This window comes from Paenibacillus sp. 01T424 (assembly GCF_056398745.1).
Genome location: NZ_JBFTPZ010000005.1, coordinates 37,391 through 53,877, shown reverse-complemented (window position 1 = coordinate 53,877; position 16,487 = coordinate 37,391). Strand labels below are relative to the sequence as shown.

Here is a 16,487-nt window from a genome sequence, read left to right as displayed (position 1 = left end):
GGATCGGGGAATAAATGAAATTTGCAGTATTGGATTTAGAAACGACGGGACACAGCTCGGATGATGATATTTTGCAGGTTGGGCTAGTCATCGTTTCAGAGGAGCTTGAAATTATCGATACGTATAGCTCCTTTGTTCGACCTAATATCCCGATACCGGCCTTCATTACACAATTAACAGGCATAGATGAAACGGTCGTTGCGGATGCCCCAACTCTCAAAGAGGTTATTGCAGGGCTGGTTCCGTTATTGGATGATGCCGTTTTGGTCGCTCATAACGTTGGCTTTGACGCCGGTTTTTTAAACCAAGCATTAGCACGATGCGGTCGGCGTCCTTTTGCAGGACGCAGGCTGGATACCATTGAATTATTACGAATTTTATATCCTACAATTAATACGTATCAGCTTGGAGCTGTTTCTGAGCTCTTTGGAATACCACATGATCAACATCACCGCGCGGACAGCGATGCAAATGCAACTGCGCTATTGCTAATTGAAACGGTAAAAAAGCTTCGCAAATTGCCGCTGCTTACTTTGCAGCGGCTTTCCACGCTTGTAGATGACGGCAGCGATTTGAGCTGGTTTATTAAGCATACTGGGCAGCAGATGGAATATAGTACTGTATTCGAATCGAATGAATATGACTATTTTAATCAATTTGCATTGAAGGTTCGCGAATGGAGCGATGAACAGCCTCCGCGTTCAGGCGGCACAAGTGTGCTGCCATTAACAGATGTTTCATTTGACAATTATTTAGCTGATGTAAGACAACGCTTCGAACAGAAATTTGAGAATTATGAGGAAAGAGAAGCGCAGGTAGCCATGTTTCAAGAGGTGCACAGCGCTCTAAATCAGAATCAGCATTTACTTATAGAAGCAGGGACAGGAACAGGGAAGTCGCTTGGTTATTTAATTCCTGCGCTTTATTATGGCATTCAGAACGGCAAAAAAGTTGTCGTTAGTACGCATACAATCAATTTGCAGGAGCAGCTTCGTCAACGCGATTTGCCATTGCTTGAGGAAATACTGCCATTTGAGTTTAGAGCTTCGATCTTTAAAGGCAGAGGGAATTATTTATGCTTGCGCAAATTTGAAGGTAAAATCAACACAAAAGATCTTGTATCGCCGATTGAGGATACGGTTACAGCTGCTCAAATGGTCGTATGGCTTGGAGAAACGGAAACTGGCGATCAGGAAGAGCTTAACTTCGGCAACAAGGGTGCTGAGTTTTGGTCTACGGTAGCGAGCGATACGGATTCATGCCTAAATCGAGCTTGTCCTTGGTTCAAAAGATGTTTTTATCATCGCGCGAAGCATGAAGCAAACATTGCTGATGTTACGATAACGAATCATTCAATGTTATTTACGGATGTTCAAGCAGATCATCGTTTATTGCCTTCCTATACTCATCTCATTATTGATGAAGCACATCATGTGGAAGAGGTTGCAGGCAAGCATCTAGGTATGCAAATTAACTACTTCTCTTTGACGCAGGCTGTTCTTCGGCTTTATAAAGATGCGCGCTCTGGATTATTGCCTGGGCTTCGCCAGAAGCTTATGTATGAGGATGACGCACATCAAGCTTCCTGGTTAGAGACGATTGATACCGTTATTCCTATTTTCCAAGAAATTAAGGAGCACTGGGATAAGCTGTTTGAAATGTTTTATAGCTTTACTTCAACTTCATCGGATGGACCAACTGAGAATGGTCAGTCGGTATGCCGCCTTAAGAAAAACGAGCTTCCAGCAGGCTGGGAGGACGGTGTTACGGTTGAAGGAAATATCCACACTGAACTTAACCGAGTCATTCGAACCGTCGATAAAATGGTTACCGATATTAAAGACCGTGTTGACGATTCCGGTGTTCAAGCGATAATAACGGATTTAAATGGCGCGGTACGTGATTTGTCTCGACTTAAGGATGAGCTTAGAACGTTTATCACCTTAGAGCTTGTGGACTCTGTGTTTTGGATTGAAGCAAGCAGCGTATACCGCTACAGATCTGTGCAGCTATACGGTGTGCCAGTAGATGTAAGCGCTCAGCTGCAAAAATATTTTTTTGATGTCAAAGAAAGTATCGTATTAACCTCTGCAACGTTATCTGTGCAAAAATCTTTTCAATACGCGGAGGAGCAGCTTGGGTTAACTGGATATGAACAGCAGGGCAGGCTTAAAACCGTTCAATTGCCTTCTCCGTTTAATTACCGGGAGCAGGCATTAGTTGTCATTCCACGCAACTTCCCAGTACTCAAGGGAGCAGCTGTAGATGACACCTATTTGGATATGCTTGTAAAATCGCTTTCTGATGCTGCAAAGGAAACGAAGGGCAGAATGCTAGTGCTGTTCACGTCCTATCGCATGCTGAGGCAGGTCTACGAGCCGCTTAAAGAGCTTTTAAGCGTTGCAGGAATTCAAGTACTAGGACAAGGAATAGACAGCGGCAATCGCACGAAGCTTACAAGACGTTTCCGTCAAACGCCAGAGTCCGTTTTACTTGGCACGAGCAGCTTCTGGGAAGGTGTAGATATACCCGGAGAAGCTCTGATTTGCCTTGCCATCGTTCGTTTGCCATTCCAACCGCCTAACCATCCCTTAGTGGAAGCAAAAGCTGAGATGCTGCAGCGGCAGAAACAAAATCCTTTTATGAAATTGTCGATTCCCCAAGCCGTCATTCGCTTTAAACAAGGCTTTGGGCGTCTAGTAAGGACTTCACAAGACAAAGGGATCGTAATCATATATGATACTAGAATAATCGACACTTACTACGGTAAACACTTCTTATATTCACTGCCAGGACCAAAAATCGAAACGATGCATATGGATCAAATGGTCGTGCGAATGAGAGAATGGTTAACGGATGAAAATGCAGCATTGCCGCAGGAAAATCAAGCTGTGTCTAGCGAAGAGGAGGAAAAACGATGAAGCAAACGAAAATATCGGAGGCTGTCGTCAGAAGGCTTCCCGTTTATTTGCAAGTACTAAATGAAATGCTTAATCGTGAGATTCAGACCATTTCTTCGCAGGATTTAGGCACAAAGCTTGATTTAAATCCTGCTCAAATTCGTAAAGATCTCGCTTATTTCGGAGAGTTTGGACGGAAGGGCGTAGGCTACGATGTTGTATATTTAATTGAGAAGATACGTCAAATTTTGAAGGTTGATCAGACGATAAAGGTTGCGTTGGTTGGAGCCGGCAATCTAGGTCATGCCTTATGCAATTACAATAAATACTCCAAGGATAATATGCAGATTACCGCCGTGTTCGATGTACATCCGAGCAAAATTGGAACGAGCATTAATAATTTGATTGTAATGCCGATGAGCGAGCTTGCTGCAACGGTTGCAGAGCAAAATATTCGGATCGGCATCATTACCGTTCCAGCATTTGAAGCACAAAATGTAGCTAATCAATTTGTCGAAGCAGGCATAGAAGGAATATTGAATTTTGCCCCTGCTATTCTACGAGTACCGGATGAAATGCGAATACATAATGCTGATTTCACAAGGGAATTGCTTAGCTTAGCCTATTATTTAGCCAAAGAGGGAGAGACGCAGGATGAGTCAGATTTGGATTGAAAATGGTTTGTTTATAACGATGGATGACGAAAATCCATCATTTAGAGGACATATGGTTGTATCCGATGATCGGATTAGTTATATAGGTACGGCTGTTCCTGAACAGCTTTCTGAAACGGTGCAAAAAATAGACGGCAGCAAGCTGGCTTTTATGCCAGGACTTATTAATACTCACGGACATGCGGCGATGAGCTTGCTTCGCGGATATTCCGATGATCAGAATTTGCAGGTTTGGCTGGAACAGAAAATGTGGCCAATGGAAGGCAAATATGTTGATCAAGATACACGTGCAGGAAGTTCTCTAGCGATCGTAGAAATGCTGAAATCAGGTACAACAGCTTTTGTTGATATGTATGATCGCATGGATCAAGTTGCTCAAATGGTTGAGCAAAGCGGTATCCGCGGTGTTTTGACAAGAGGCGTTATCGGACTATGTCCACCAGATGTACAGGAAGCTAAGCTTGCTGAGGCAATTGCTTTTGCCCGTGATTGGAACGGGAAAGCCGATGGACGCATAACCACGATGATTTCTCCACACGCGCCTTATACATGTCCACCAGCATATATTGAACGTTTTGTACAAGCAGCTCATGACTTTGATTTGCCTTTGCACACGCATATGTCGGAAACGATAGCGGAAGTTGAGCAAAACGTGCGTGATTATGGACTTCGTCCGGTCGAACATTTGGATCGATTAGGCTTTTTCTCACGTCCTGCACTTGTTGCGCATGCCGTACATCTGAATGATGCTGAGATCGAGCTGCTTGCTGCTAAAGGAGTTGCGGTTTCACATAATCCTGTAAGCAATCTTAAGCTTGCTAGCGGCATTGCACGTGTTCCTGATTTGATTCGCGCAGGTGTTAAGGTATCGCTTGGAACAGATAGTGTGGCAAGCAACAACAATCTTGATTTATTTGAGGAAATTCGATTCGCGGCTTTGCTTCATAAAGGTGTATCTGGAGATCCTACTGCTATCCCTGCTTTGGAAGCATTGAAGCTTGGTACAGTGAATGGGGCAAAATCCATTTGGCAAGAGAAGAGCCTTGGTAGTCTAAAAGTAGGCATGAAGGCAGATTTCATCGCTATTGATATTGAACAGCCGCATTTCTACCCTCAGACGGATATCGTATCACATTTGGTCTACTCAGGTTCAGGCCGCGATGTGCGGCATGTATGGATTGATGGAAGACAAGTATTGAAAAACGGCGAATGCACTTGGCTTGATGAGGAGAAAATTCGTTACGAGGCACAAGCGAGCTTTGATCGCTTGCTGCAAGCTTAATGCGAGCAACAGCAAGGAAACGAAAGCCGTTTATGACACTTAAGCGATGGTTGTTGTTAATTACAGCATTCCTCTTGCTGCTTCTAACCGTTTCCTTTATCTATTTCCGTGAAGTTCAGTCCCCTGAGTGGACAGCAATTAATGCGGCGAAGGAACAAGCGACTAAAGCAGCTGATCTTATCGAGATAGAAAAGGTACATCATCATATATGGCAAAAAAACAGTTGGGTCGTTGAAGGTATTAATCAACAGGATGAACATGTATACGTATGGCTGACTGAGAAGCAACAACCAGTTATCATGAGAGCGACGGAAGGCATTTCTGAGAAGTCACTCAAAGATGATTTCATCAGCAAGAGGCCATTGGCAGAAATAAAGAGAATTCAGCCGGGTCTGCTTGATGACAAAACGGTGTGGGAGATCTATTATAATGACGGTGAAAAGCCTGATCATTACCGATATGATTTCTACCGTTTTGATGATGGTGCATTTATTGATTCTTATACGTTACCAGCAAAAACGGGGCCATAAGGCTCCGTTTCCTTTTATTGATGGACGATTCTTGCATAATTTCATGATATACTTTCGTATAGCGGTGTTGATATACGGAGTGTTCATAAATTTATTGCAGGAGGGATTTTCATAATGATGAGACCACGTGTAATACCAATCGTGATTACTGCTGCAATTTCCGCTTCCGTTTTGTTCGGAGGCTGGGCTGTATATAATCAAGTGGCTGTAGCAGCTCCATTAGAGAAAGTTACAAAAGGCATTAAAGGTATTGTTTCTTCAGAAAAACCAGTTATGGATCGCAATAAAGTAGCTATTTCTCTTGAATTAACGCCGGATGCGAATCTCCGGGACATCTATGAAAGTATTGCGGCTAACGGAAAAGATGTAGTTGGCGACCGTAAGCTTGAGCTTAATATAGAAGAAAAATCGAATAAGCAGCTTGAAGATCTGTGGTATGCTTCCATGTTTGAAGTTGCAGAGGCGATGGAGCGCAAAACCTACTCTCATATTCCAGATGCGATGAAAGAAGCAGCAAAATCCATGAAAGATGTCACCGTGACGACTGAAATGGATGATACGAATGTGTATATTACGATTAAAAATAATGAAGCGGTGAAATATATCGTCCTGCCACGCACGCCAAACCAATTGGAGGCATGGTAATATGATGAAATATGGTAAAGAAATTGCGATAGGCTCACTTCCTGTTCTTATTGCTTTTTTTATATATATTGGACAAAATGTTGTTCCCATCGTATTGCTGGGTGTGTTAGGCTTTGCCGTAGTTTATGCAGCACGAGGTAGAGGCAAGCTGACCGCGTTGTCTAGCCAGAAGCGGCGTTCTGAGGAGAAAATGACACCACTCACCTTTGAGGAAATCGGAGGTCAGGAGCGTGCCAAGCAGGAGCTTGTAGAGGCGCTTGATTTTCTCGTTCATCAAGAACAAATTGCTAAGCTTGGTATTCGGCCATTAAAAGGCATCTTGCTGTCTGGCCCTCCAGGAACAGGAAAGACGCTGCTTGCTAAGGCAGCTGCTCAATATACTGATTCGATTTATTTGGCTGCATCCGGCAGTGAGTTTGTAGAAATGTATGTCGGTGTAGGCGCAGGACGTATTCGCGACCTATTCAAAGAGGCGCGTACAAAAGCCAATAAAGCGAAAAAAAGCAGCGCTGTTATATTTATTGATGAGATTGAAGTCATTGGCGGCAAACGAGATGGCGGTCAGCAGCGCGAGTATGATCAAACCTTGAATCAGCTATTAACCGAGATGGATGGTATTTATGCAAATGAATCTCCACGTATTTTGTTAATTGCGGCTACTAACCGTAAGGAAATGCTCGATAGCGCATTGCTCCGTCCAGGTCGATTTGACAGGCACATCGGTGTTGAGCTTCCTGATAAAAAGGGCAGATTGCATATTTTGAACATCCATGCGAAAAATAAACCTATCCGCCCAGGCGTGAATTTAGAACGGATTGCGAGTGAATCCTTTGGTTTCTCAGGTGCACAGCTAGAGAGCGTCATGAATGAAGCGGCGATTTATGCGATGCGTGAGAGCAGTGAAACCATCGCTGAACAGCATTTATCGATGGCTATTGATAAGGTTTTGATGGGTGAAAAAACGGATCGTGAGGCATCAAAAGAAGAGCGTGAACGGATTGCACTTCATGAGCTCGGACATGCAATTATGGCAGAACTAATGCGTCCAGGCAGCGTGTCACAGGTTGCTTTGTCTCCGCGCGGTCAAGCGTTAGGTTATGTTCGTCACAATCCGCAGCAGGATCAATATTTGTACACAAAACAGTTCCTTAACGGTCAAATTATGATTGCATTAGGCGGAGCCGCTGCTGAGGAAATGTTTTATGGTGATCGGAGCACTGGATCAAGAGGTGACTTCGAACAATCGATGAATATAGTCAAAACATTAGTGGAATCGGGATTGACTGATCTTGGCATTATTGATTCTTCGATGATGACAAAAGATGGATGGGCAAGCATCAATCGAACCATTTTGGATGAGCTGATGCTGCAAACAAAAGGTCTGCTTGAGTCGAATAGAGAAGTGTTTATCAAGTCTCTTCAGACGCTTCTGCGTGAGGAAACATTGAGCGGAGATGAGTTTAGAAAGCTCTTTTCTTCCAATACAGCAGCATGAAGCGTTTACAATATTACAATTTGAAGGCGGAGTTGTCGTCCGCCTTCTTTTTTTGATGAAATTCGTTATAATAAGATTGAACTATCTTTGCAGAGAAAACTTCTATTATGTTTTAAGAAGAATTCTCCCCACACTAAAGGAGCTAATACATTGCATATCAAAACAGTTGGAGTTGTAGGAGTAGGCACGATGGGTCAAGGGATCGCGGAAATGCTGGCCTCCAAAGGATTGGATGTTATCATTATCGAGCGTTCGGACGATCGCCTAGATTATGGTAAACAAATGATTGAAGTAAGCTTGGATAAACAAATCGAGAAGTGGGCGCTCACGAATTCCGAGAAGAAGCTGATTATGAATAGAATAGAGGCGACAACAAGCTACGAGAAGTTAGCGGATTGTGAGCTTGTTATTGAAACGATAACTGAAGATTTGGAATTGAAAAAAGCTGTATTTGAACAAATTGATCAAATTTGCGGTCCAAATGTTATTTTAGCGAGCAATACATCTACTCTAAGCTTAACTGAGCTAGCAAGCTTTACGAAGCAGCCGAGCCGCGTAATTGGCATGCATTTTATTTATCCAGTATCCAAGATTGATCTCGTGGAAATTGTTCGTGGTCTGAAGACGTCAGAGGAAACATTTATACGTACGAAACATTTTGTGGAAGAGGTTATTAACAAAAAAGGAGTTATGGTATTTGAATCTCCTGGTTTCGTAACTACACGACTCATTTGCTTATTTATTAACGAAGCCTTGCATGTACTCGAGGAAGGGGTCGCGTCGGCTGAGGATATTGACAGCGCAATGCGTATCGGTTATTCCTTCCAGCATGGACCTTTCGAGATGTGTGACCGTTTCGGTCTCGATTCCGTGTTGGCAGCTCTTGAGAGAATGTTCCGCGAGTATGGCGAGCTGAAATATCGTCCTTCGATCGTGCTGAAAAAAATGGTGCGCGCTGGACATCTCGGAGCCAAATCAGGAATCGGCTTCTTCAAATATGATACGGATGGGGATCGGATTTAAATGAAAGTACTCGTAATTAATGCAGGAAGCTCCTCTTTAAAATATCAGCTATACAACATGCGTGACGAATCAGTTCTGGCAAGCGGACGTGTGGAACGTATCGGAATGGATTCTTCGATTGTTACTCATGAACCAGTTGACAAGCCCGAGGTTCGTAAAGTTAGTGAAATATTGGATCATGTTGCTGCTGTTAAGCAGGTTATCAATATGCTTACCAACCCGGAGTTCGGAGCGATCGCTAATCTGAACGAAATCGAAGCTGTTGGCCATCGTATCGTTCATGGCGGCGAAGCATTTAGCAGTTCAGTGCTTGTAACGCAAGAGGTTAAGCTCGAGATTCGTCGATTGTTTGATTTGGCGCCGCTTCATAACCCAGCGCATATGATGGGTATTTTGGCGGTAGAAACAAATTTGCCTGATGTACCTCAAGCGGTAGTATTCGATACGGCATTCCATCAAAGCATGCCGAACACATCGTATTTATATCCAATTCCTACTGTGCTTTACCGTCGTCACAAGGTTCGCAGATATGGTTTTCATGGCACGTCTCATTCCTATGTGAGCGCACATGCAGCAGAGTATTTGCAAAAACCATTGGAATCAATCAAAATGATTACTTGCCACATCGGAAACGGCGCAAGCTGTACAGCCATTTTGAACGGCAAGTCCTTTGATACAAGTATGGGAATGACTCCACTTGAAGGTCTTATGATGGGTACCCGGAGCGGAGATATTGATCCAGCGATCGTGCCATTTGTAATGAATAAAGAGGAATTGACTTTAAATGAAGTAAATTCTATGCTGAACAAACATAGCGGTATGCTTGCTATTTCCGGTATTAGCAGCGATATGCGCGAGGTAACAGAGGCGATGCTTGAAGGCGACAAAAACGCAAAGCTTGCTTTTGACATGTATGCTTACCGAGTTAGAAAATATATTGGCGCATATGCCGCGGCGATGAACGGTGTAGATACGATTGTGTTCACTGCTGGAGTAGGAGAAAATTCTGTCGCTCTACGCAAAGCGATATGCGAAGGCATTTCATTCTTGGGTATTGAGCTAGATGAAGAGCGCAACTCAGAGCGTCGCAAAGATATTCGTGAGATTACGACGGACAGCTCACGCATTAAAGTTTTAGTTGTTCCTACGAATGAGGAGCTCCTCATTGCAAGAGACACGTATAACTTAGTTAAGCAAAAGGATACGTCTGCACAGGCGTAGTCGTATAGGAGGCAGCTGGCAGTGAACAACGAGATATGGAAAGCTTACTCGCATGGTATGGCTGCTGCGTTGCAGGAAGGCGGCGTTTATGTATCGGCGATGCTGCTGCGAACATACCGCCAGCTGGAATTGTCGGATACAGAAGCGATGCTGCTCCTGCAAATCATGGTTTATATGGAAGCGGACATGAATGATTTCCCGACGCCAGAGCAATTGGCTGAGCGGATGGGCCTGAGTGTTAGAGAAGTTGGACAATCCCTTGGCCGGCTGATGAAAGAAGATTTTCTTACAATTGACGAGTACGTTGACAGTTCTACAGGAATGCAGTCAGAGCGTTATAACTGGACAGGCTGGCTGCTTAAGGCAGCTGCGTTAACTGCGGAGCAGAAGCGTGAATCGCGAAAGGCAGAGCGTCAGCCAGTCAAGCAGCAAGCCGCGCCATCATCGGACTTATTCAGTGTATTCGAGCAAGAGTTTGGACGCTTATTATCTCCAATAGAATGCGAGACAATTTCAGGTTGGCTTGATCATGATCGATATACAGACGAAATTATTCGTTTTGCTCTAAAAGAAGCCGTCTTTGCGGGCAAGCTTAGCTTGCGTTATATTGATCGGATACTTATCGAGTGGAGCCGCAATCGAGTAACGAATGCAGATGAGGCTCGCGCACATGCGCAAAAATTTCGTGGAGGAAGAGGCTAAGCCATGCGGCTTAGCTCTTTTTTTTATGTAAAAGGGTCACATTATTATATATAGCTAAGGTTTGATCGCGTAGAGTAAACCAACATATGGGGTAAGCCGGTTGATGACAGTGGAATATCCACGTTTGTTGAACCAGTTCAGATGTTCGGATACAGAGGAAAGATGCCAGTTAGGCGGTATGGCAAGCTTTGTTTCTATCTCTTCAGAATGTATTTTATCATCGTCAACCAAGTCCACATCCATTAACCCCGTAATCACAAGCCGTCCCCCATTTATTAAAACGCGGTCCATTTCTTCTAGTGCCAGAAGCTGTTGTGAACGATTCAAGTGATGCATAGCAAAACTGCAGCCTATAAAAGAATAACTGGATGGGGCGAGAGGCAGTGCGAGCAAATTGCCTTGTTTTGCATCAATGGCAGGGAGCCTTTCTCTTATGATCGAGAGCATTTCAGTCGATTGCTCGACAACGGTAAGCTTCGTGCCGGCCGCAGCTAGCATGCTGGAGAGATTACCGCTACCTGCTCCTATTTCTAAGCCAAGCTCATCGAACCGCGGATCAAGCCATTCAACGGTTCGCAGCAGTGCCATATTGTATTGCTCCTCCGAAAGAATACCGCTAAGTGTAATGATAGGTGCTTTATATCCGTGCTGAATCGCTATCTCATCGTAATTCCATTGATCGCTCCAAGAGGCTCGCGATAGCCGATTTTGTTTAATTTCCTCAGCAGCAAGCTCTGCTTGTGTCAATTCAGCTGCTCCTTTTCTGTGCCATGCTGAAATCGTTTCATCTAGCGCTTGCAGCGCTTTTGTTGCTGTGATCCATTGCTCATACAGCAATGCACGAGCGCCATCCACACTTCGAATAAAAGCGTCCGGTTCATTGATCACGTTAAGAGCATTCTGTATTGCAGATACGGATAAGCCCAATTCTCTTAGTGATATGATCCAGCGGAGCCGAATGACGTCCTCAATGGAATAGTCGCGATATTTATTCTCTATTGCTTTATATGGATGAATTAGACCTTTTTCTTCATAAAAACGAAGTGTACGCGGCGTGACACCGAGTTGTTTTGCAGCTTCATGCACCTTCAATAGAGCCACCTCCTCTTGCCATTATGAACGTTTACGTTACGTTAAAGTCAATATAGTTGACTCCGTTTTTTATGTTAAATGAAGAATTTAACATGATGGTTATAGACAACAAATTGTTCCGAGTTTACTCATATAAGCAGATAAATATGGTAAAACATTTAAAAAATAGTTTATAGTTAGGTTACGATAAAAGTGATTCGACTAAATCCCGCTGAAGCTTTAACTACAAGGAGGATATTTATGTCAGATAAACATTTATTTTTGTTTGGCGGTGGAGCGCCGTTCAATGAAAGCTTAGCAAAAAAATTTGGAGCTCTGGCATCAAAAGGGTTAAGCAAAGTAGTTATCTTATTTATTGAGCAAGAAGGTTGGCAAGAATACATGACGAAATATACCGATCAAATAGGTTTTCATGATATTGATCAGTTTGTGTATTTCGCCTTGGATGCATCACCATCAACCGATTTATTGGAACAGCTTCAATCAGCTACAGGAGTGATTATAAGCGGTGGTGATACTGAGCTTTATCGAGATTATATCGTGGAAACAAAGCTCGGCACAATAATAAAAGCATTATACACAGAAGGCGTGCCAGTTGCAGGTTTTTCGGCTGGCGCCTTAATCAGTCCTAATGTATGTGTAATTCCACCCATCGACAACAGAGCGAATGAGCATCTTTTCCTCAAAGGTCTTGGATTAATAAATCATTGCGTCATTAGTGCGCATTTTTCAAAATGGGATGAAGAAAAGAACTTATTGGCTGCACTTTCCAAAACCAACTTGTCAACGGGTTATGGGATAGATGATGCTTCTGGCATTTATTTTAAAAACGAACGGATATCAGAGACGGCGGGACAAGTTTATTTTTATTATGGAAAAGAGTGAGTGTGTTTACAACGAAGGAGGAAGATGGTTATTTCAAACGGTAAATCAATGATAGCAGCAAGCTTTATTCTCGGAGTATCTTTTATAGTGGGCTGTATGTTTTTGGAGAAAAACGAAGTGCCTAATAAAGAACAGTCCGACATCACGATAAGCATGGAAAAACCTTTGCTAACGATAGAAGAGGCAGCAAATTATTTGCATTTATCGGAAAATGAAATTAAACAAATCATTCATACAGAGCAAATTCAGCTGACTACAGCAGGGTCCTTTTCTGGCGTTATGTTCCCCTACATAAAAGTTGGTGAGAAATTTTATATTAGCAAAAATGAGTTAATGGTTTGGATTAATGAAACGTCGAGAGAAAGGCGGGAGTATGCTGCAGGATCAGTTATCCAATAACAGTTGATCGGGAAGGGAAGAGCAAAGATTACATATCATTCAGGAAGAGTTATCATTTTGATGGTCATGTTTTTAGATGGGTTATAATCTAGCTGGAAAATCTCCCGCTAATCAGCGCTTTGATACATAAAAAGTGCTGAAGCGGGAGAAAGTCCTTCTAAAAAATGAAATGATCGAGCTGGAAAATGCTTAAGCTTTACCATGCTGCAGCAATTCCAAACGATATACATATTCAAAAATAAATTCAAATGCTTCAAGGTGGCGTTTTGCCTCAAATGCGTTTGCTCCCCAAGCGTAAATGCCATGCTTGCGCAGCACGATGCCAGGTATGTTTTTCAATATACGCTCCGTTATTTCCGGTACGATAGAAGGGATATGTGCAAAGTTCGAAACGATTGGAATATCAATGTGTGCTTCCTCGTCCCAAATGTTAAACCCTTTGATCAGCTCAACGCCATCTACCGGCACAGACTTGCGATCCCAGAAATACTCTGAGATTACGCTGTTAAATACGGTATGCACGTGGAAAATAGCGCCAGCCCCAGTTAATTTGTAAATTTCACAATGGATCAGTGTTTCAGCGGATGGTTTTAAGCGTGTTGTTTCGCATGGCTTGCCATCTTGATCAACAAACAAATAATCCTCTGGTGTATGAATCGTTTTGTCCTTACCGCTTGCCGTAATAGCGAATTGAAATTCGTCGGGGTTATAGTCGCCTACACGGATCGATAAATTGCCGCTGGTGCCAGGGAACCAGCCGCGTGAAGCGAACAGCTCCTTAACGTCGCGAAGTTCAGATAAAGCGCGCTGCTTGTCTTCTAAAGCAATTTGCTCAAAACTCATTTTGTTGACTTCCTTTCATCATTCATAGTGTTGATAATATCGTGGAATGTTTCGTATTCGTGATGCGGCAGTCCGAGCTCCTTGCATTTCACCGTAAGGTGGGAGCGGGAATAGACGATATCAGCAAGCTTAGCGCCTTCAAAGTCGGTTACGCTGTCGCCAATAATGATGCGCTCGAATTGCTCTTCAGGGAAACGACGCATAATGGTTGTTTTACACATGCCGCAGTTGTTGGTGCAATGAGCATCACACGGATTTGGCCACAAAATCTCAATTTGCTCACCGCTGAAATCACTGCCATTGCAATAAATATGATTTTTTGGTATGTCGAAAGCTTCAAGAATAGGATAAACAAAAAAATCAATGCCGCCGCTAGTTACGTAAAAATCAATCTGCTGCTCTTTGCAATAGTTTAGAAATTCAGCGAATCCTTCACGAATGCGTACATTGGAAATACTGAAATCGATAACTTCTTTCTGGATAGAAGCAGGAAGGAGGCGGAACATTTGTCCAACGCCATCCATAATTGAAATCTCTTGCGCAATCGTTCGCTCTGCAATGTTTTCCCAGCCTGCTGGATTAAAATGTTTAATAATTGCGATAATGTTGTCATTAACGGTAATCGTTCCATCAAAATCACAAAACACGATGCGTTTCTTAGTTGTATTCATTTCAGTCATTATTCTTTGATCCCCCATGCTTCAATTGCTGCCAACAGCGCTTCATTGCCCGGTTGCTCAGCGGCATTGCGAAGAGGTACTCCATTTAATGTTGCTGTAATCGCTTGACGGAATGCTTGTCCGCCAGCTGCAGTTCCCATGGCATGACCATGAATACCGCCGCCAGCATTTACAACCACGTCGGTACCGAAATCTTTTAGAATGAGAGGCACCAGTCCAGGATGAATGCCCGCCGATGGTACAGGGAAGCTCGTTTTCAGCCCGTGAAGCGGCGCAAGCAAAGCTTCCTTAACCGCTAAATTCTCTTCCTTTGGCATAACAACCGAGCCGTAAGGTGAAGGGAAGAGCACAAGATCGGCACCAGCAAGACGCATTAACTTCCCAAGAAGAAGAGAAGCGCTAATGCCATAATGAGGCGATGGGTACATCGCTCCAGCCATTGCAGGGTGAGCTGCTATAGGGATATTAATGGATTTGTCACTGCTAAGCTCATGAAGCACATCATAGCCATAAGCAAGAACGTTAAATAAAAGCGCGTTGGCGCCGGCGTCAATCGCTTTTCGAGCATTCGCAGCAAGAGCTGAGGTAGGCCCTGTCAAGTTAACGGCGTAAAGCAGCTTTTGGCCGGTCTCTGCTTCAGCGCGACGCGCTGCATCCATACAAGCTTCGACACGTTTCTCCAGAGGGGTAAGTGGATTCTCAAATAGGATTTCATCATCCTTGATTAAGTCCACACCGCCAAGCGCTTGCTTATAGAACTGATCTTGAAGATTGGCTAGATCATAACCGACAACGGATTTGAAAATACTCATTAGCAGCGGGCGATCATGTACGCCAAGCAAATCGCGAACACCGTTTAATCCAAACTTAGGACCTGGAAAAGCAGATGCAAAATCCTCAGAAACGTCGAGATCCATAAGCTTGATTTTGCCGTCCATGGACAGCTTGCCGAATACAGTTACTAGCAAAGCAGGGAGGTCACGGCTGAAGTTGATGTCTGGGTAAGCAATTCGAATGTCGGCATAGCGCTCACCGGGCAATGCATTTTCGGGCTCATGGACAGTAACGGACAATACTTTTCCAAGATGCTTTTCCATATTCGCCTTTTGCGCTTCAGGAAGCTCAGTCCAGCTGCCGACGGTTAAGCCAACAGCGATCGAAAGCGCCTTTTTATTGAAATCCGCTCGATCATCATAAGAACGATACGTTGCGATACAAACTCCAATCATTCGTTAATGCTCCTCTCGATAGCTTCTCCAAGCTCGCCTGCACGTTCTGCTGAGCGATGGATAGCTTTCTTGATTGTTTCTGAAAAATGATTTTCGGCCATCAGCTCAAGAGCTGCCTGCGTCGTCCCATTTGGCGATGTGACCTTGCGGCGCAGCTCTGCTGGCTCTTCGCCGGTATGACGAACCATTTCCGCTGCGCCAAGAACCGTCTGAACGACAAGCTCCTTTGCTGCTGTCTCCGAAAATCCTAGTTGGATTGCGGTATCGATCATCGACTCCATAAAGTAATAGACATAAGCTGGGCCGCTGCCAGACACGCCTGTGACAGCTTGCTGGAGTGACTCGTCTACGATTGCATTAATGCCAACAGAGCTGAAAATCGCTTCTGTAAGTGCTTTTTGCGAAGTAGTCACAATATCTGAATAACTAATTCCAGTTGCTCCTAGACCAATTGTGCTGGATGTGTTCGGCATCGCGCGTACGACGGAAGCCTGCCCACCAAGCAGCTGCTCGATTGCTTTGATCGATAACCCGGCAATGACCGATATAATAAGCTGTTTAGAGGAAATGAACGGCTTAATGGATGCGATCGCTTCAGCAGCATCCTTAGGTTTCATGGCTAGAAAAATAATGTCTGCCTCTTTTAAATAAGCTTCATTAGAGGAGCCTTGCACGATGGTTTGTATACCGTATAGCTCATTTAGCTCAGAGAGCCGATCTTTATTTTGTCGATTGAGCATTGAAATCTTACTAGGTGCAATGAGGTTTTTGTTAATTAGACCTCGGGCAATGGCTTCCGCCATCGATCCGGCACCATAGAAGCAAATTTGCTGACTGGCAATTGCTGTTTGTGTAAGCTGTGTCATGAAGTATTCCTCCGTTGTTCC

General features: G+C 43.8%; 16 protein-coding genes. 11 read left to right on the top strand and 5 right to left on the bottom strand.

The genetic code is table 11. The annotated features are described in order from the left end of the window. The first annotated feature begins 14 nt into the window (after positions 1 to 14). The 9 genes from dinG to AC1DPK_RS05805 all read left to right on the top strand — a co-directional run bounded on the left by dinG (position 15) and on the right by AC1DPK_RS05805 (position 10,472). Entirely contained in the window at positions 15 to 2,921 is a 2,907-nt protein-coding gene (gene dinG, locus AC1DPK_RS05845) for an ATP-dependent DNA helicase DinG (protein WP_477509631.1), read from the top strand. Next, on the top strand, positions 2,918 to 3,574 hold the full coding sequence (locus AC1DPK_RS05840; RefSeq protein ID WP_076265706.1) for a redox-sensing transcriptional repressor Rex: 657 nt from the start codon (positions 2,918 to 2,920) through the stop codon (positions 3,572 to 3,574). The genes dinG and AC1DPK_RS05840 overlap by 4 nt, the downstream gene beginning before the upstream one ends. Beyond that, the gene (locus AC1DPK_RS05835) at positions 3,555 to 4,856 is read left to right on the top strand and encodes an amidohydrolase (RefSeq protein WP_477509630.1); all 1,302 of its coding nucleotides are present in this window, start codon (positions 3,555 to 3,557) and stop codon (positions 4,854 to 4,856) included. The genes AC1DPK_RS05840 and AC1DPK_RS05835 overlap by 20 nt, the downstream gene beginning before the upstream one ends. 32 nt (positions 4,857 to 4,888) lie before the next feature. Further along, positions 4,889 to 5,386 (top strand): cell wall elongation regulator TseB-like domain-containing protein, encoded by a 498-nt coding sequence (locus AC1DPK_RS05830; RefSeq protein WP_477509629.1) that lies wholly within the window; start codon positions 4,889 to 4,891, stop codon positions 5,384 to 5,386. 114 nt (positions 5,387 to 5,500) lie between these two features. After that, the gene (locus AC1DPK_RS05825) at positions 5,501 to 6,031 is read left to right on the top strand and encodes a hypothetical protein (RefSeq protein WP_477509628.1); all 531 of its coding nucleotides are present in this window, start codon (positions 5,501 to 5,503) and stop codon (positions 6,029 to 6,031) included. Between the two features lies 1 nt (position 6,032). Beyond that, positions 6,033 to 7,526 (top strand): AAA family ATPase, encoded by a 1,494-nt coding sequence (locus AC1DPK_RS05820; RefSeq protein ID WP_477509627.1) that lies wholly within the window; start codon positions 6,033 to 6,035, stop codon positions 7,524 to 7,526. Positions 7,527 to 7,613: 87 nt separating this feature from the next. Next, positions 7,614 to 8,549, top strand: a complete 936-nt coding sequence (locus AC1DPK_RS05815; RefSeq protein WP_477509626.1) for a 3-hydroxyacyl-CoA dehydrogenase family protein — start codon at positions 7,614 to 7,616, stop codon at positions 8,547 to 8,549. Continuing rightward, positions 8,550 to 9,770, top strand: a complete 1,221-nt coding sequence (locus tag AC1DPK_RS05810; RefSeq protein ID WP_339202846.1) for an acetate kinase — start codon at positions 8,550 to 8,552, stop codon at positions 9,768 to 9,770. A 21-nt stretch (positions 9,771 to 9,791) separates the two neighbouring features. Next, entirely contained in the window at positions 9,792 to 10,472 is a 681-nt protein-coding gene (locus AC1DPK_RS05805; RefSeq protein WP_076265712.1) for a DnaD domain protein, read from the top strand. Positions 10,473 to 10,526: 54 nt separating this feature from the next. On the opposite strand, the gene AC1DPK_RS05800 is transcribed toward AC1DPK_RS05805, so the two are convergent. Beyond that, positions 10,527 to 11,558, bottom strand: coding sequence for a MerR family transcriptional regulator (locus AC1DPK_RS05800; RefSeq protein ID WP_477509820.1), 1,032 nt, complete (start codon positions 11,556 to 11,558; stop codon positions 10,527 to 10,529). A 246-nt stretch (positions 11,559 to 11,804) separates the two neighbouring features. Here AC1DPK_RS05800 and AC1DPK_RS05795 point away from each other — a divergent pair, with 246 nt between their 5' ends. After that, positions 11,805 to 12,449 (top strand): Type 1 glutamine amidotransferase-like domain-containing protein, encoded by a 645-nt coding sequence (locus AC1DPK_RS05795; RefSeq protein WP_441875338.1) that lies wholly within the window; start codon positions 11,805 to 11,807, stop codon positions 12,447 to 12,449. A 24-nt stretch (positions 12,450 to 12,473) separates the two neighbouring features. Further along, positions 12,474 to 12,848: a helix-turn-helix domain-containing protein gene (locus AC1DPK_RS05790; RefSeq protein ID WP_477509625.1), complete on the top strand. Its 375-nt coding sequence runs from the start codon at positions 12,474 to 12,476 to the stop codon at positions 12,846 to 12,848. Between the two features lie 189 nt (positions 12,849 to 13,037). Here the strand turns inward: AC1DPK_RS05790 and mtnB are convergent, their stop codons facing one another. The 4 genes from mtnB to proC are packed head-to-tail and all read right to left on the bottom strand — an operon-like array spanning position 13,038 to position 16,466. After that, the gene (gene mtnB, locus AC1DPK_RS05785; RefSeq protein WP_477509624.1) at positions 13,038 to 13,691 is read right to left on the bottom strand and encodes a methylthioribulose 1-phosphate dehydratase; all 654 of its coding nucleotides are present in this window, start codon (positions 13,689 to 13,691) and stop codon (positions 13,038 to 13,040) included. After that, the gene (locus AC1DPK_RS05780; protein WP_477509819.1) at positions 13,688 to 14,362 is read right to left on the bottom strand and encodes a 2-hydroxy-3-keto-5-methylthiopentenyl-1-phosphate phosphatase; all 675 of its coding nucleotides are present in this window, start codon (positions 14,360 to 14,362) and stop codon (positions 13,688 to 13,690) included. Before AC1DPK_RS05780 ends, mtnB begins: the two co-directional genes overlap by 4 nt. Positions 14,363 to 14,370: 8 nt before the next feature. After that, the gene (locus AC1DPK_RS05775; RefSeq protein WP_477509623.1) at positions 14,371 to 15,600 is read right to left on the bottom strand and encodes a 2,3-diketo-5-methylthiopentyl-1-phosphate enolase; all 1,230 of its coding nucleotides are present in this window, start codon (positions 15,598 to 15,600) and stop codon (positions 14,371 to 14,373) included. Next, positions 15,597 to 16,466: a pyrroline-5-carboxylate reductase gene (proC, locus tag AC1DPK_RS05770; protein ID WP_477509622.1), complete on the bottom strand. Its 870-nt coding sequence runs from the start codon at positions 16,464 to 16,466 to the stop codon at positions 15,597 to 15,599. Before proC ends, AC1DPK_RS05775 begins: the two co-directional genes overlap by 4 nt. Between the last annotated feature and the right edge of the window lie 21 nt (positions 16,467 to 16,487).

Coding starts and splice junctions, on each gene's coding strand:
- AC1DPK_RS05775 (WP_477509623.1), bottom strand. CDS start 15,600: ATGATTGGAGTTTGTATCGCAACGTATCGTTCTTATGATGATCGAGCG.
- AC1DPK_RS05830 (WP_477509629.1), top strand. CDS start 4,889: ATGACACTTAAGCGATGGTTGTTGTTAATTACAGCATTCCTCTTGCTG.
- proC (WP_477509622.1), bottom strand. CDS start 16,466: ATGACACAGCTTACACAAACAGCAATTGCCAGTCAGCAAATTTGCTTC.
- mtnB (WP_477509624.1), bottom strand. CDS start 13,691: ATGAGTTTTGAGCAAATTGCTTTAGAAGACAAGCAGCGCGCTTTATCT.
- AC1DPK_RS05820 (WP_477509627.1), top strand. CDS start 6,033: ATGATGAAATATGGTAAAGAAATTGCGATAGGCTCACTTCCTGTTCTT.
- AC1DPK_RS05835 (WP_477509630.1), top strand. CDS start 3,555: ATGAGTCAGATTTGGATTGAAAATGGTTTGTTTATAACGATGGATGAC.
- AC1DPK_RS05780 (WP_477509819.1), bottom strand. CDS start 14,362: ATGAATACAACTAAGAAACGCATCGTGTTTTGTGATTTTGATGGAACG.
- dinG (WP_477509631.1), top strand. CDS start 15: ATGAAATTTGCAGTATTGGATTTAGAAACGACGGGACACAGCTCGGAT.
- AC1DPK_RS05790 (WP_477509625.1), top strand. CDS start 12,474: ATGGTTATTTCAAACGGTAAATCAATGATAGCAGCAAGCTTTATTCTC.
- AC1DPK_RS05795 (WP_441875338.1), top strand. CDS start 11,805: ATGTCAGATAAACATTTATTTTTGTTTGGCGGTGGAGCGCCGTTCAAT.
- AC1DPK_RS05810 (WP_339202846.1), top strand. CDS start 8,550: ATGAAAGTACTCGTAATTAATGCAGGAAGCTCCTCTTTAAAATATCAG.
- AC1DPK_RS05840 (WP_076265706.1), top strand. CDS start 2,918: ATGAAGCAAACGAAAATATCGGAGGCTGTCGTCAGAAGGCTTCCCGTT.
- AC1DPK_RS05825 (WP_477509628.1), top strand. CDS start 5,501: ATGATGAGACCACGTGTAATACCAATCGTGATTACTGCTGCAATTTCC.